The sequence below is a fragment of the Liquorilactobacillus cacaonum DSM 21116 genome (assembly GCF_001436735.1).
GTDB lineage: Bacteria > Bacillota > Bacilli > Lactobacillales > Lactobacillaceae > Liquorilactobacillus > Liquorilactobacillus cacaonum.
In genome coordinates, this window is sequence record NZ_AYZE01000008.1 from 287,672 (window position 1) to 302,830 (window position 15,159).

The following is a 15,159-nucleotide window of genomic DNA, read 5'->3' on the forward strand; positions in this document are numbered from 1 at the left end:
TAGGAGCTTTATATAAATCTAGCCTATAAAAAATAGGTTAAAGACATATCTTTAACCTAACTTTTTTATGATTATTTCTGCATATTATCTTTGGCTTTCATTTTTTCTAATTCCTTTTGTGCTTTTATCTTGCGCGCTTCAAGCACCTGCATCCAGATTCCATTTAATATTGCTTCTCCCACAACTAAAACTACTAAGATTTCGATTATCTGCCCTTTTCCTTTAACTACAAATACATAAATCATCAAAATTAAAAATAAAATTCCAGGAACAGCCCCAAACCACTTGGGCAAATATCGTTCTAATACATAAATAACCGCCACAACAATCATTCCAAATATTAATCCTTTTAAGTCAGTCATCTTTTTCCTCCTGATAATCAGCTATAATTTGCTTGGCCAAGTCCAATGATAATTTATCATCTATTACCATTTGCATTATTTTTGTCTCAAAAAAGCCAGATTTATTTTGCTCAATTAAATTAATTTTCTGAATAATATTATTTAATCGTATCCTTATAGTTGGATAACTAACTTGATATACTTTAGCTAATTGTTTCAAAGAGCCTGAAGCTAATACAAGCTGCTTAATAAATTCTTGGTCTTCATGTTCTAGATTAATGAACCAATTCATTTTTCTCCTCCTCTTTTTAATAATGTTTATTATATATTAACATTGTTAAAGCTAAAGTCAAGCTTATATTAATTTTATAAAAAAAGATGAGCATTCTTTATCTCATTTTCTCAATTTAATATTAAAGGGATTTCGAACCACATTTCCAATTAAAAGTAATGTTTATTCATTTATATGCTATAATATCAATATAAAATGAATATAAAGGGTATTGTGGTGGGATTAATGGATAAAAAAACAAAAATTGAAATACTAAAGACGATCCTTGCAATTGAATCAATCAATAATAATGAAGCACTTGTAGCAGATTACATTGCTTCTCTTTTTAGTGAATATCCTGTAACTGTTGAAAAAGTAACTTATGCACACAATCGCGATAATCTTGTTATTACAATTGGTTCGTCAGGACCTATCCTTGGCTTTTCAGGACACATGGATGTTGTTGCTCCAGGTAATCTCACAGACTGGGTTACTCCCCCATTTGAGCCTACAATCATTGATAATCGTATGTTTGGACGTGGCGCTGCAGATATGAAAGGTGGTCTTGCTGCACTAGTTGTCGCTTTACTTGAATTACTCGAAAAAAATATTAAATTAAAGGGTAGAGTTCGTCTTCTTGCAACTGTTGGAGAAGAGACTGGAGAATATGGAGCCGCACAATTAACTAAACTTGGATATGCAGATAATCTTGCTGGCTTAGTGATTGCCGAACCAACAGATAATATGCAAAGAATTGTTTATACTTCCCGTGGAGTTATTGATTATAAGGTTATTTCAAAGGGAAAATCTGCGCATAGTGCGCGCCCACAATATGGTATCAATGCTATCGATAATCTTTTAGCATTCTACGAACTCGCAAAAAAAAGATTGTCTGCTTTTACTGAAACAGATACAATCCTTGGTGGAATAACTCATAATATTACTGTTATTAATGGTGGCGAACAGATTAATAGCATCCCTTCATCAGCTGAATTAATGGGCAACATTCGGACCATTCCGCAATACCCTAACCAAATTTTTTTCGAGGCGTTAGAAAAAATAATAGTTGAATTAAATGAAAAAAAAGACTTCGATTTAAGTATCAGTTATAGCTTTCCTGAAGAGGCAATTCCAGGAGAACCTGATTCAAATATCATTCAAATTGCCCAAAAAGTTCATCAACAATATTGGAAAATCCCCGTTAAAGTAACTGGCAGTTTAGGTGCAAATGATGGTGCGGAATTTCTTCAAGCAAAGGGAGACTTTGCCAGTATTGTATTGGGTCCTGGGTCGCACACATCACATCAAAGCAATGAATATATTGAACTTGATACTTATTTAAAAGCAATAAAATTCTATCAAAACTTTGCAGTCACCTTTTTAAATGAACAATCACAGGTGATTTAAAAAATAATAAGCATTTTTTTTGTTAAAGCTCTCTTGCTACGATATTGTTATATTAAGTAACAATATCAATCACCCAAGGAGGGCTTTTTATGACTACAAATTCTTATGATTTTGACGTTTTATATTTAGGGAGTGGACATGGTACTTTTGATGGTGCAATTCCGCTTGCAGCTCAAGGAATTAAAGTTGCTGTAGTTGAAAGTGGTTTGATTGGTGGGACTTGCCCTAACCGTGGCTGCAATGCAAAAATCACGCTAGAATCACCCGTTGCTTTGGCACAACAAGTTGATGAGATGCAAGAGCTTGTTGGCAATTCTCTAAAACTTGATTGGGCAGCAACTGTTGCACACAAAACAGAAGTAATCGCTGAACTGCCCAATTTTATTGCAACCTTAATGGAGAATAATGGTATTACAATTATTAGGGGACGCGGTCATTTTATAGATACGCACACAATCATTGTAAATGGTCAAAAAATTTCAGCTGCAAAATTTGTCATTGCAACAGGTTTGCATCCTCATCAACTCGATTTACCAGGGCGACAAATTATAAATGATAGTAGTGCCTTCATGAACCTAAAACAATTGCCTAAACGGATTGCAATTATTGGGGCCGGATATATTGGTATGGAATTTGCAACAATTGCCACAGCATTTGGCTCTGAGGTCACTGTTTTGATGCGTTCTGATACAGCATTACGTAGTTTCCACCAACCATTTGTTAAAAAAATTATCGACAAGCTAAGAGCAGATGGTGTTACGTTCATTAAAAATGCTAAAATAAATTCATTTTCAGATGATCAAGGTGATAAAATCATTCATTACAATGATGTAGAAAAAGTAAAAGTAGATTGGATTTTAGATGCGACTGGCAGAATTCCTAATACTACTGGCTTAGGTCTGGAAAAAATCGGAGTAGATTACGATGATTCAGGAATTATCGTCAACGAATTTTTACAAACTACTGTTCCTCATATCTATGCTAGTGGAGATGTTATCAAAAAGAAACAACCCAAGCTAACCCCAACTGCAATTTTTGAATCGCTCTATCTTATGAAAACATTCACTGGTAATACAAAAGAAGCAATTGTATATCCAGCAATTCCTTCAACCGTTTTTACAATTCCACGAATTGCAAAAGTTGGTATTTCGCCTAAAGATGCAGCAAACAATTCCGAACTAACCATCGTTTCAAATGATATCCTAGACAACTGGTACCGCCATGTAGAAAAAGAATCATTTGGTGAAAACAAATTGATTTTCGATCAACAAAAACGTTTGGTTGGCGCAACAGAAATAAGTAACCATGCAGAAGATGTAATCAACACACTTTTACCAGCAATAGAATTCAAGTTAACTCCGACACAAATTGCAAAAGTTGTTCATATTTTCCCGACAATTGGGTCTGCCTCCTGGGAACTACTCTAAAAAGAAGATAAACTTAATATATAATGATTGGCTCAAATTTGAGCCTAAGAATTGGAGCAAAAGTTTCATTTTGGTCCTTTTTACAGTGTCTATATACATCCGCTAAATTTGTTGGATTTAAAAATCATTTTGGCTTGTCAATATAAGTAAAATAATATAAAATAAGATACAATAATTAATTTAACTTAATTGGAGACTGACACTATGACCACTAATCAGCTACACTTTGACTGGAAATATGGACTTTATTCGAATATTCCGTTTTTTTTAATCATTTTTCTTTTTTTATTCTCAGCTTTTAAAATTCTGATTCTATTAATATTGCTATTAGTAAGCTACTATTTCTTTTCTCATTTATTTGAAAAAAAACATGATGATTATATTCGGAAAAATCGAACCTTCCACTCAAAAATTTCTTTCCTAAGTTTGATATTTTTAATAATTGGTGAATTACTATTAATCTTTTATTCCAACAATTACAATACTTGGCACTTCATAGCAGTGTATACTTATGGCCTTTTTTGGTCATTTATTAAAGATTCATTTTCAATTGCCAAACAATAATTAATCTTCTTTCACACCTCTTGTCAGTCAATATTGCGTCCTAAAATACTTTATTAACTTCTTTACAAAAAGACTCCACGAAGCATGCCTTCAATATTCCAATATTTTTTTTATTCTATAGTCAGCTACTTGAAGATGATTTATCCCTTCCAAATTCAATAAAGCAATTTTCCTTTCAATCCCACCAGCATAACCCGTCAATGAACCATTGCTTCCAATAACACGATGACAAGGAATAATAATCGAAATTGGATTATGCCCCACAGCTCCTCCAACTGCTCGAGCAAAGCTGCCTGTTTGACTATCAGTATCTAACATTTGTGCGATATCTTTATAACTTGCAACTCTTCCGTAGGGAATTTGTTCCAATTTTGTAAGCACATTCTTTCTAAATACCGTAACTTCCGGTTTTAATGGCACTTCTTCAACTGCAGGTACTTCTTTGTTGAAAAAACTCTTTAACCAAGCCTCGGCCAATTTTAGTGGCTTTACCTTTCTCGTTGATGCTTCATTCAAATTATACTTAGCACCATAATATTTCTGATCCTCAAACCAAACACCTAATACATATTCATCATCACTTAACAGTAATACTTTACCTAACGGGGATAAAAATTCGCTTTTATACAGCAATACTCAGCTCCTCCATTCTACTAATCTTTAAATCCAAAATAATACAATTATGTGGTATTTTATCACTTTTAAATATACCAATTCTTTTTTTGCTTAAAAATACCATTAATTCAGTTTTCAACCGATAATCCATTATAGCAATTAAAAAACCAGACAATTATAAATTTGTCTGGCTTTTTAATTTGATTATCATCATACAAAAAATTTTAGTTACACTTCATTAATACCTACTTTTTCTGGTTAAAAAAGCGATAACACAAAAAAATCACTTAAATTTAAAATATTTCTTCTTGAAACTTCAACTTAATTCCATTAGGATCAACCAGTACAATTTTTGTATCATCAATCTCATAACTATACTTCTTTTCGTCTAAATGTGATTTTATCCTATCTAATTCGAGATTATCTGGTACAAAAAAAGTGTAGTAATCTAATCCTAGATCGTTGTCTTCCATAGCTGGAATATCTCTACCCATCCAGATGTTTGAACCAATATGATGATGGTAACCTCCGGTAGCAAAAAATTTTGCTTGTTGTCCAAAGTCAGTTTTTAATGACAATCCTAAAATATCAGTGTAAAACTCCTGCGTTTTATCTAAATCTGCAACTTTCAAATGTACATGTCCAACAATTGTACCTTCAGGAAAGCCTGACCATTTACGATCTGCTTCTTTAATTACGCCTTCAGCATCCATTTCAATCGTAATCGCTGGAATTTCACCATCTGGACCGATATCCCATTTTTCCCTAGGTTTATCATGATACACTTCAATCCCGTTACCTTCTGGATCTGTAAGGTAAATGGCTTCACTATATCCATGATCACTTGCTCCAATAATTGGGGCCTTGCCTGTTATATATTTTATCAATGCATTTCCCAAATCGCGCCTTGTAGGTAAATGAAATGCTACATGATATAATCCTGTTTTTCTAGTAATCGGCAATGGATTATCAATCTTTCTTAATATTAATAGGGGTGTTCTCTCATCGCGAGCACCTAATACACTAATTGCTTCATTGCTTGAAATAATACTCAAACCAATAACCTCTTTATAAAACTCAGTTTGACTCTTCAAGTTAGCAACTTTTAACGCAACCGTACCTGTATGTGTTTTTTCTGATAATTGAAATGCTGGAATAATTGCTGCCATTTTCTTTTCCTCCATTTGTATAAATTATAAAGTTATTTCTCATTATACATACTTATCAAAAGTAAGCAATTGTTTATTCCTATATTCTTTATAATTACTTGAATAAGCGTAATTTCTATTCTGTTTTACACCTAACATTCCACTAAGATAAGCTTACAACTGTATTAACATAACCTATTAGGTAGTATTTTATAGTTGAGTAACTACTACTTTTCAAGTATAACAATCCATCAAAAGTATCTTATATCTTTTCCCAAATTATTTGAATTACATACAAACTTAATTCTCTGCAATTAATTCTTTCTTTTAGTAAGAGAACAATATAATATGTTATATGGATACTATATTAATTTATTCTTATGTATAGAGAGGTTTCATTCGTGAAAAGTTTTAAATTTAGAGCAATCGTTTTAGTCTTAATTGCTTTTGTCCTAGGGTGTAGTGAATTTATTGTTGTTGGGATACTCAACGATTTATCTCATCAATTCAATAAATCTGTCACCTCAGTTGGTTATCTTGTAACAATTTTTGCCTTCGTCTACGCCCTATCGACTCCCATTTTGACTGCATTAATTGGTAAGTTTAGATACTATTGGTCACTTTTTTGGTTTATGATCATTTTCATTTTAAGTAACATTTTAAGTGCATTTTCTCCCAATTATACCGTATTGACTGTCTCACGTATCATGACCGCATTAGTTTCAGGGATTATCATTTCTTTAGCTTTGACCTTTGCAAACTTAATTGCTCCACTTGAAAAAAGAGCATGGCTTGTTTCGTGGGTATTTTCTGGTTTTAGCATTGCATCAGTTTTTGGTGTTCCCTTAGGCACTTGGATTAGTACCACTTTTAATTGGCGTGTTTCCTTCATTGTAATAACAATTGCAAGTATTCTCACGCTACTTCTTTTTGCATTAAGCATGCCAAAAGACCCACGTGCAACTTCTAGTAAACTACTCACACAACTTCTTTTAATGCGTGATTCTCGAATATTGCTTGGTTGTTTATTGGTAATGCTAAGTGCTAGTGGAATCTATGTTTTTTACACTTATTTACGACCTATCTTAACTTCCGAACTCGGATTTCCCATAGACAGCCTTAGCATTTTACTATTCGTATTTGGGATAATGTCTATTATCAGTAATCAAGCTAGTGGAAGACTCGCAGAAAATAATGGTTTATTAAAGATGCCCACAGTCTATCTCCTAGAAGTGATTTTGTTTGGGCTAATGGCTATCACCACACATGAAAGATGGATTGGTTTAATTATCATTTTGCTACTAGGCATCACTATGTACTTATTAAATGCCCCCGTACAAGTTCATTTTTTTGGAGTTGCTGAACGCGATTATCCACAATCCTTAGTGCTTGCATCATCCTTAAATTCAATCTTTTTCAATTTTGGAATATCACTTGGTTCCGCAACAGGCGGCTTTTTGGTTGCTAACCACGGATTGAGGGCAATTGGCCCAGGTGGAGCATCCTTTGCAATCTTAGCAATTATTACCGCTATTTTTCTAAATAGAGCAAACAAAAAATTTTTAAACGTCTAATACATCAAAAAAATAAATTTTAGATATAGTCAGGTTATATTATATTAAATCGACAATTACAAAAAAACGAGTAACTTTTAAAATTACTCGTTTTTTTGTACTTTTATTTTAGAATGGTGTACTTTTTATATCATACTTCTTTTTTAAGAAATACCTTAATCCAAACACCAAAGCAGCTAATATAACATAAACAATGGGTTCAAGCGATTGATTGATAACTCCAGGAACATTAACAACAATTGTATACGCGGATACCCAGACAATCACCAAGACAAGTGTCAATAACATTGTCTTCCAAAAAGGAATTTTTTTCTTATTGGTTCTTCGATCTCCTGCAACACGGTAGAAATAAGCCATCGCTATACCCGCAATTACAGAAGTTACAATAAGTGTCAAAAAGCCACCATTAATTTGTGATGATTTTGGTGAGAACTGTTGTAAAATTGCATACATAATACAAAACATCATGAACATCATCAACCCATTATCAAGTGCTATTTTCCAAAATGGGGTTGCAACAGGTTCTTTTTTGGGTCCTTTTATTATTTCATCTGCTTTTTCATTTACCGGACCATATAATTTAGTTGCCGTAATTCCTTGATGTTGCTTTTGCACAAGTTCTTCTGTTAGTGATTGCAAAGCCTCTTCAATTTTTTGGTCCGTAACTTTTTTTTCTTCGAGTGTTTTTTTGAGCTTGAAAAGATACTCCGCATTACGTTTTGTTAGCCCAAGTGCACTCTTATTCTCAACTTTTTCAACTACATCTGTTGTTTCAACTGTAGTTTGACTATTTTCATTGCTATTTTCCGTCACAGTAATCGCCATCCTTTTTATAAGCCTATACATTAAACCTGAATTCAACAATGTCGCCATCTTGGACCACATATTCTTTTCCTTCAGATCGTAATCTTCCTGCATCACGAACTGCAGCCACACTACCATATTGGTCCAAGTCTTCAAATGAGAAAGTCTCTGCTCGAATAAAACCCCGTTCAAAGTCAGAATGGATAACACCCGCAACTTGAGGTGCCTTCATCCCTTGCTTGAATGTCCAAGCACGAGTTTCCTTCCCACCAGCTGTGAAAAACGTTGCTAGTCCCAACAACTTATATGATGCTTTAATCAGTCGATCTAATCCTGACTCTTCCACACCTTCTGCTTCGAGAAAATCTTTCTTATCTTCTTCATCTAATTGTGCAATTTCTTCTTCTGTTTTGGCACTAACAGCCAACATTTCCGAACCTTCATCTGTTGCAAATTTTTTAATTTGTTGAACATATTCATTTTCATCTGGATTAGCCATATCATCTTCTGCTATATTAGCAACATAGAGCACTGGCTTTGACGTTAATAAAAATAACCCTTTTACAATTTTTCGTTCATCGTCTTCAAAATCCAGCGACCGTACAGGCTCTCCTGCCTCTAAAACAGGTTTAATTTTCTGTAAGACATTAAATTCTGCAACTGCTTCTTTATCTTTAGTACGTGCAACTTTTTCAACACGCGCATAACGTTTATTGATACTTTCTAAATCTGCCAAAATCAATTCTAAATTGATTGTGTCAATATCATCCAACGGATCCACTTTGTTGCTGACATGAGTGATGTTATCATCATCAAACGCCCGTACCACATGAACAATTGCATCAACTTGGCGAATATTTTCAAGGAACTTATTACCCAAGCCTTCTCCTTTACTTGCACCTTTTACAATACCCGCAATATCAGTAAATTCAAAGGTGGTCCGAATAATTTTCTTTGCAGGGATAAGCTCATCAATTCTTGCTAAACGCTGATCTGGCACCTCAACCATTCCAACATTTGGGTCAATTGTTGCAAATGGGTAATTGGCCATTTCTGCACCAGCTTTTGTAATAGCATTGAATAGCGTTGACTTTCCAACATTAGGTAATCCCACAATTCCAGCTGTTAATGACATAATTATTTCACTCTTTCTTATTCTTCAATATTTGCTTTTTTCAATATTTTTTTCAGTTTACGATTAAATTCTCGGCGAGGTAACATTACTAAATGACCACAACCTGTACATTTTATCTTGATGTCCATACCTAACCTAACAATTTCCCAATTATTAGTTCCACATGGATGTGGCTTCTTCATCTCAACAACATCATGCAGTTCATATTCATTTTGCATTTTCATACCTCCATCTTATCCAGATATCAATCAAAATTTATTCCAAGTATGTCCATGATTCTGTTAAAATCTGCCGTCGACAAATAATCAATTTCAATTTTGCCTTTTCCTTGTTTAGAGCTAGTTTTGACAGCAACTTTTGTCCCAAATTTTTCACGCAGTGCATTCGCACTTTGCTCATAATAAATAGCATTGGGATCCTTCTTTATTTTCTTCACAGTCTTTTGCTCTTCACCGTTTATCTTAGCAACCAATTGTTCCAACAGCCGAACTGTTAGATTTTCTGCCAAAGTTTTCTTTGCGACCGGAATAACTTGTTTTTTATCCTTCAAGGCTAATAACGTCCTAGCTTGTCCCATCGATAACTCTTCTTTTTGTAACATTTCCTTAACTTCTTTTGGTAATCCTAACAATCGTAAATAATTAGCAATATACGGTCTGCTCTTACCCAATTTCTCTGAGACTTGTGTTTGTGTTAATTTTAACTTATCCATCAACGTATTGTATGCTTGAGCCTCTTCAAGCGGTGTTAAATCTTCACGTTGTAAATTCTCTAAAATTGCAATTTCCATCATACTTGCTTCATCAATTGCACGAATAATAGCTGGGATTTTCTCCTTTTGTGCAATTTTCGAGGCTCTAAATCGGCGTTCACCAGAAATTATTTCATAGCCCTTTACACTTGATTTGCGAACGATAATTGGCTGAAAGACCCCAGATTTCTTTATGGAAGATGACAATTCGATTAATGCACCTTCATCGAAAATCTTACGAGGTTGATATGGATTGGGTCTAATCTCATCTAAGGACAATTCTGTAACAACCTCTTTGCCATCATCAACTTGTTCTAAATCTTGAAAAAGTGCCTCAATTCCACGGCCAAGTCCCTTATTATTTTTATTCACCATGATTAGCCAATACCTCCCTAGCCAATGCCATATATTCCTTAGCACCTTTCGATGTAGGATCATAGTCGACAATCGCAAGTCCGTGACTTGGAGCCTCAGACAAACGAACATTTCTTGGAATTACAGTCTGATAAACCTTATCTTTAAAGAACTTTTTAACTTCTTCAACAACCTGTGTACCTAAATTTGTCCTAGCATCAAGCATTGTCATCAAAACTCCCTCAATATCTAATTCAGGATTAAAATGTTTTTGTACAAGTTTAATTGTATTCATTAACTGACTAAGGCCTTCTAAAGCATAATACTCACTTTGAACCGGAATCAAAATGGAATCACTTGCACTAAATGCATTGATTGTTAGTAGGCCCAAGGAAGGTGGACAGTCAATTAGGATATATTCATAACTGTCTCTAACTTGCTTAAGCGCATCTAAAAGCCTAGACTCTCTTGCCATCTGAGATGTTAATTCAATTTCAGCACCTGATAACTGAATTGTTGCTGGAACAATATCTAATCCGGCGTGACTCGTGGTAATAATTGTACTAGCAATTGGATATTCATTAACTAAGACATCATAAATATCTTTTTCAATTTCTGTTTTTCTTACCCCAACGCCACTTGTTGCATTTCCTTGTGCATCTGAATCAATTAATAAAACTTTTTTACCTAAATCTGCGAGACACGCTCCCAAGTTAACACTTGTTGTAGTCTTACCCACTCCACCCTTTTGATTAGCAAGCGCAATTACAATTCCCATATTTTTTTACCCTCCTATAATTCTAATTGTCTTCTTACTGCTTTTTTTCAACTGGAATGTCAATTACGATTCGATGAAAGCCGGGAACCTCTTCTTCATGTGTCTTGACCTTCATTCCATTTTCCTTAATCAGCTTGATTGACCTCTTAATTGTATTTAACGCAATGCGTGTATCATGAAGTGCCTTATTTCGTTGTGGCTTTTTCTTAGTTTGCTTAACTGGCTGTTCTTTTTTTTCTAATTCTTTAAGAACAAGTGCCTCTGTTTCTTTAACTGTAAGTTGCTTAGCAATAACCTGCTTTATTACTTCGATTTGCTTTTCGTCTTCCAAGCTCAACACACTGCGTCCATGACGTTCCAAGACCTTTCGTTGCATAATCACCCGTTGGACATAAGGTGCTAACTTGAGTAATCGTAATTTATTCGCAACAAATGATTGACTCTTGCCAAGTGCTTTAGCTAACTCTGTTTGCGTCAATTTATTTAATTCCATCAATTCATGATAGGCTTTGGCCTCTTCAATTGCAGTAAGTCCTTCACGTTGTAAATTTTCAATTACTGCAAGAGAGGCTGCCTCTGTATTATTCATATCTTTAACAATTGCCGGAATTTTATTCCATTTTAATAGCGAAACTGCCCTAAAACGTCTTTCCCCAGCAATGATTTCGAACTCATTTTCCTGATATTCTCTTACAATAATCGGCTGCAATAAGCCGTGATCGCGAATTGTATTAGCCAGCTCCACAATTTTTTCTTCTTCAAAAACTTTACGTGGTTGAAATCTATTAGGTACAATCTGCGAAAGTTCAATTTCTCTCACTAACTGCGTCTGAACTTCTGTTTTTTTATCTTTATTCCAAAATGAAAATGCCACAATCTACTACCTCCCTATTAAAGGTTTCTTACTCGGAGTTCCCGCTTTTCTAGGATACTTCACAGGCGTTTTTTTTGTTTTATTAATCTCAATAATATGCCGCTCATCGCCGGTTACAGGCAGTATTAATTTATCATCCTTAACAAATTTTCCGCCTAAAAGCTTGATTGCAAACTGCGCTTCATTAAGTTCGTCTTTTGCTTTTTGTGATTTCAATGAGATGAAGCTACCACCAACTTTCACCAAAGGAATGCATAACTCAGCCAAAACATTAAGCCGTGCAACAGCTCGAGCCGTTACGATGTCAAAGCTTTCACGAAATTGACTGTTTTTTCCTGCAAATTCTTCTGCGCGTGCATGATAAAAAGATACGCCAGTTAATCCAAGGTTATTAGCTAACTGGTCTAAAAAAAGAATGCGTTTATTCAAAGAATCCACAATTGTGACCTCAAGTTGCGGAAAAGCTATTTTCAGAGGAATTGACGGAAACCCTGCCCCCGCTCCAACATCACATAATGTTAACGCTTCTTCTTGTAATCGCGGAATTGCTACACCTGTCAAAATTGAATCGAAAAAATGTTTTAGATATACTTCATTTTTTTCAGTAATTGCCGTTAGATTAGTATGCTCATTAAAATCAACTAGCAACTGGAAGTATTGTTCATATTGTTCCATTTGCTGGTTATCTAGCTCTATTCCTAAGTTCAAAAGTGCCTGTTTAAATTCTGTTGGATTCATATCGTCCCTCATAATATCTATCTGTGATTTATCAGATTCGTTTACATTTTGTGAAACACAATTGTTTCACGAGCTACTATTAGTTTATGATACTTTTGCTTTGAATTCAAGGTTTTCTAAACAACAATCTTTTTGATTTTTTGCTTGAAAAATAAAAAACCTGCCAAAATGACAAGTTTCTTTATTAGTTCTTCATAAATATCTTTATATTCTATAACCTCTCATATAGCATATACAACTTATCTATATCTCTGTCTTCTGGGAGTAATTCCTGCAACTGATTAATCATCAACAATACACCATTTTTTTCACCTTGATTAATCATATCCAAGATATGTGCTTTAACTTGATTACCTAATCGTTGCATTTCAGCAGCAATCTGCTGTTGCTTTGTTTCAAGTCCTTGATATTTTTTAACAAGATGATTTACAATTGTTTTTGCTTCTTCATAGCAATTCAATCCCCATCTAAGGTTAGCAAAATACAATGAATAGTTACCATCTTTTTGTTCTTCCAAAGATCGTGCAAGAAAAACCGCAAATCTTGTTTCTGCAGGTAACAAATTAGACGGTTCACCTGACAAAAGTTCTGTGTGATACAGATATTTTGCACAATTTACAACACTTCTTGCGTAAAAAGGTAATTGCTCTTCAATACTCTCTGGTAAAATCTCGTCACTAAAAACAAATTCATGATAAAGCAACTGCAATAACGAGTCTCTGCGCTGTGATTCTGGCCAAATGTTCATAATCTTTTGGGTAAATTCAGGAATCTCATCTTTTTTCGAACTCATTTGATGAACTACTGCAAGTGAAGCCTGATACCAGTCTTCTTGACTTATTCTATCAATTGCAAAAGCTGGATCAATTCCTTTGTTGATCAATTCTGTAAATAATTCTTCATTAGGTAAGGCACATGTTATCTTTTTTTTCTTAAGCGTTCTTAAAAGGACTTCAAACTCCCCTTGATTACGCACGATCAATAGATGCTGCAACAAGACAAAACTATCATCTGAGTTCAACTTGGCAACAAAGACGGCAAGCTTCTGTGCATCAATGCTATCTTTTTGCTTCAAAATAACAATGTCACGTCCAAAAATATCTGGTAGTTGCCCATCATTATTCACTAACATATCATGTAACTGTTGTAATCCCTTAAAATCATTCTCAAAAAACAATGCTTCTAGCACTGTTCCAAGTAGACGTACAGTACTATCAAGATCATCTTTCCAAGGGATATACCTCGCAAAATGAATAATTGTACGATAGTTTTTCTCAGCCAGTGCCTTGATAAAGATTTTCACTATCATCTTTATTCCCATCTCAATACTAACAAGGTCTCTAAAGTATGCAGACGACTGATTAACAAATTTACTTGGATGCGCAACTAGCCACTGTATATTAACCATGTAATCTTCTAAGTAACTATTTGCTTCTGAAAATCTTTCCATGCTTGTTAATGTAAGAAAGATTAATTGATCAAGAACACATTTTTGATACTGACTTTGCTTAAACTCTCTAGCATACTTATCTTTGATAGCCAGTGCCTCTTCCCAGTTATCATCGATTAAGTGTATGTTAATCATATAACACATGAGAGTGAACGCATCATTTTTATTCGTCGGATTCTTATTGTCCTCTGAAAAAAAATTCGTTAACCCCTCCTTAGCAGTTCTAAAAGCAATCTCCCGTTCTTCCTTTGTATCCTTCTTCATACCCGCAACCAACTGGGCCCATAAGTGCATATCATAAGGACTGCTTTCAAGTTCTTTATACATAATGCTCTCGTTACGTTCAAGCTTTCCTTCAAGACTTTTACCCACATACCCAAAATGATGCATAAAGACTTTTGTTGCCTTGGTTGGAATGTAGATAGGTGACAGGTACTCATGAATTGGACTCTTAAATTCCGTATTCTCAGTCAAACGAACACAACGTGTCTCAATATTTTTAGAATAACTTGTGCCTTCTATATTCGAATAGTTTTTTCGGATATATGAAAGTGAGCCATACTTCGAATATTCCTTTTCATTATTGAAAAATGTGATTAACTCTGAAACATCATCAAACCATTCATCATCATCTAAAAACATAAACCATTTGCCCCGCCCGCGCTTCAAGCCAACATTGCGTGCTGCAGCAAAATCATTGGTCCATTCATAAGGAATCACTAAATCAGCATACTTGGTTGCAACCTGCAGTGAACCGTCGCTATCTTCAATTCCGACAGTATCAACAATAATCAGTTCACTGGGTACTTGATTCAGTATTGGTAATAATGAATTCATGCACTTCTTAACACTATCCAAGTGATTGGATACAAGCAGTGAGATTGTAAGGATTGGCTGACTCCATTTAATTCGCCCCATTAACTCTTTC

At 34.5% G+C, this 15,159-nt stretch carries 15 protein-coding genes; 3 read left to right on the forward strand and 12 right to left on the reverse strand.

Annotated elements, in window-relative coordinates; translation table 11 throughout:
- Nucleotides 1-71: 71 nt before the first annotated feature.
- Together FC80_RS02660 and FC80_RS02665 are read right to left on the reverse strand one after the other, a co-directional pair.
- Entirely contained in the window at nucleotides 72-362 is a 291-nt protein-coding gene (locus FC80_RS02660) for a hypothetical protein (protein ID WP_057828605.1), read from the reverse strand.
- On the reverse strand, nucleotides 355-633 hold the full coding sequence (locus FC80_RS02665; protein ID WP_057828606.1) for a DUF2089 family protein: 279 nt from the start codon (nucleotides 631-633) through the stop codon (nucleotides 355-357). Before FC80_RS02665 ends, FC80_RS02660 begins: the two co-directional genes overlap by 8 nt.
- Nucleotides 634-858: 225 nt before the next feature.
- On the opposite strand from FC80_RS02665, the gene FC80_RS02670 reads away from it, so the two are divergent.
- Both FC80_RS02670 and FC80_RS02675 read left to right on the forward strand, forming a co-directional pair.
- A complete protein-coding gene (locus FC80_RS02670) occupies nucleotides 859-2,019 on the forward strand; it encodes an ArgE/DapE family deacylase (protein ID WP_057828607.1) in 1,161 nt (386 codons plus the stop codon).
- Nucleotides 2,020-2,108: 89 nt separating this feature from the next.
- Nucleotides 2,109-3,446, forward strand: coding sequence for a dihydrolipoyl dehydrogenase family protein (locus tag FC80_RS02675; RefSeq protein ID WP_057828608.1), 1,338 nt, complete (start codon nucleotides 2,109-2,111; stop codon nucleotides 3,444-3,446).
- Between the two features lie 654 nt (nucleotides 3,447-4,100).
- Here FC80_RS02675 and FC80_RS02685 read toward each other — a convergent pair.
- Together FC80_RS02685 and FC80_RS02690 are read right to left on the reverse strand one after the other, a co-directional pair.
- Nucleotides 4,101-4,640, reverse strand: a complete 540-nt coding sequence (locus FC80_RS02685; protein ID WP_162260502.1) for a methylated-DNA--[protein]-cysteine S-methyltransferase — start codon at nucleotides 4,638-4,640, stop codon at nucleotides 4,101-4,103.
- 278 nt (nucleotides 4,641-4,918) lie between these two features.
- On the reverse strand, nucleotides 4,919-5,794 hold the full coding sequence (locus FC80_RS02690) for a VOC family protein (protein WP_057828611.1): 876 nt from the start codon (nucleotides 5,792-5,794) through the stop codon (nucleotides 4,919-4,921).
- 380 nt (nucleotides 5,795-6,174) lie between these two features.
- Here FC80_RS02690 and FC80_RS02695 point away from each other — a divergent pair, with 380 nt between their 5' ends.
- Nucleotides 6,175-7,347 (forward strand): MFS transporter, encoded by a 1,173-nt coding sequence (locus tag FC80_RS02695; protein WP_057828612.1) that lies wholly within the window; start codon nucleotides 6,175-6,177, stop codon nucleotides 7,345-7,347.
- Between the two features lie 108 nt (nucleotides 7,348-7,455).
- Here the strand turns inward: FC80_RS02695 and FC80_RS02700 are convergent, their stop codons facing one another.
- The 8 genes from FC80_RS02700 to FC80_RS02735 all read right to left on the reverse strand — a co-directional run bounded on the left by FC80_RS02700 (nucleotide 7,456) and on the right by FC80_RS02735 (nucleotide 15,149).
- Nucleotides 7,456-8,232 (reverse strand): DUF1129 domain-containing protein, encoded by a 777-nt coding sequence (locus FC80_RS02700; protein WP_235807222.1) that lies wholly within the window; start codon nucleotides 8,230-8,232, stop codon nucleotides 7,456-7,458.
- Nucleotides 8,186-9,286: a redox-regulated ATPase YchF gene (gene ychF / locus FC80_RS02705; RefSeq protein WP_057828613.1), complete on the reverse strand. Its 1,101-nt coding sequence runs from the start codon at nucleotides 9,284-9,286 to the stop codon at nucleotides 8,186-8,188. Before ychF ends, FC80_RS02700 begins: the two co-directional genes overlap by 47 nt.
- 17 nt (nucleotides 9,287-9,303) lie before the next feature.
- Nucleotides 9,304-9,504 (reverse strand): DUF951 domain-containing protein, encoded by a 201-nt coding sequence (locus FC80_RS02710; RefSeq protein WP_057828614.1) that lies wholly within the window; start codon nucleotides 9,502-9,504, stop codon nucleotides 9,304-9,306.
- Nucleotides 9,505-9,530: 26 nt separating this feature from the next.
- A complete protein-coding gene (locus FC80_RS02715; RefSeq protein ID WP_275453095.1) occupies nucleotides 9,531-10,409 on the reverse strand; it encodes a ParB/RepB/Spo0J family partition protein in 879 nt (292 codons plus the stop codon).
- The gene (locus tag FC80_RS02720; protein WP_057828616.1) at nucleotides 10,402-11,169 is read right to left on the reverse strand and encodes a ParA family protein; all 768 of its coding nucleotides are present in this window, start codon (nucleotides 11,167-11,169) and stop codon (nucleotides 10,402-10,404) included. Before FC80_RS02720 ends, FC80_RS02715 begins: the two co-directional genes overlap by 8 nt.
- Nucleotides 11,170-11,203: 34 nt before the next feature.
- Nucleotides 11,204-12,043, reverse strand: a complete 840-nt coding sequence (gene noc, locus FC80_RS02725; RefSeq protein WP_057828617.1) for a nucleoid occlusion protein — start codon at nucleotides 12,041-12,043, stop codon at nucleotides 11,204-11,206.
- Between the two features lie 6 nt (nucleotides 12,044-12,049).
- Nucleotides 12,050-12,781: a 16S rRNA (guanine(527)-N(7))-methyltransferase RsmG gene (gene rsmG / locus FC80_RS02730; protein ID WP_057828618.1), complete on the reverse strand. Its 732-nt coding sequence runs from the start codon at nucleotides 12,779-12,781 to the stop codon at nucleotides 12,050-12,052.
- Between the two features lie 211 nt (nucleotides 12,782-12,992).
- Complete coding sequence (locus FC80_RS02735; RefSeq protein WP_057828619.1) at nucleotides 12,993-15,149, reverse strand: glycosyltransferase; 2,157 nt, start codon at nucleotides 15,147-15,149, stop codon at nucleotides 12,993-12,995.
- Nucleotides 15,150-15,159: the final 10 nt, after the last annotated feature.

What these genes read in the sequence shown, in the direction of transcription:
- FC80_RS02660 (WP_057828605.1), bottom strand. Translation starts at nt 362, where the DNA reads ATGACTGACTTAAAAGGATTAATATTTGGAATGATTGTTGTGGCGGTT.
- FC80_RS02665 (WP_057828606.1), bottom strand. Translation starts at nt 633, where the DNA reads ATGAATTGGTTCATTAATCTAGAACATGAAGACCAAGAATTTATTAAG.
- FC80_RS02670 (WP_057828607.1), top strand. Translation starts at nt 859, where the DNA reads ATGGATAAAAAAACAAAAATTGAAATACTAAAGACGATCCTTGCAATT.
- FC80_RS02675 (WP_057828608.1), top strand. Translation starts at nt 2,109, where the DNA reads ATGACTACAAATTCTTATGATTTTGACGTTTTATATTTAGGGAGTGGA.
- FC80_RS02690 (WP_057828611.1), bottom strand. Translation starts at nt 5,794, where the DNA reads ATGGCAGCAATTATTCCAGCATTTCAATTATCAGAAAAAACACATACA.
- FC80_RS02700 (WP_235807222.1), bottom strand. Translation starts at nt 8,232, where the DNA reads ATGTGGTCCAAGATGGCGACATTGTTGAATTCAGGTTTAATGTATAGG.
- ychF (WP_057828613.1), bottom strand. Translation starts at nt 9,286, where the DNA reads ATGTCATTAACAGCTGGAATTGTGGGATTACCTAATGTTGGAAAGTCA.
- FC80_RS02710 (WP_057828614.1), bottom strand. Translation starts at nt 9,504, where the DNA reads ATGCAAAATGAATATGAACTGCATGATGTTGTTGAGATGAAGAAGCCA.
- FC80_RS02720 (WP_057828616.1), bottom strand. Translation starts at nt 11,169, where the DNA reads ATGGGAATTGTAATTGCGCTTGCTAATCAAAAGGGTGGAGTGGGTAAG.
- rsmG (WP_057828618.1), bottom strand. Translation starts at nt 12,781, where the DNA reads ATGAATCCAACAGAATTTAAACAGGCACTTTTGAACTTAGGAATAGAG.
- FC80_RS02735 (WP_057828619.1), bottom strand. Translation starts at nt 15,149, where the DNA reads ATGGGGCGAATTAAATGGAGTCAGCCAATCCTTACAATCTCACTGCTT.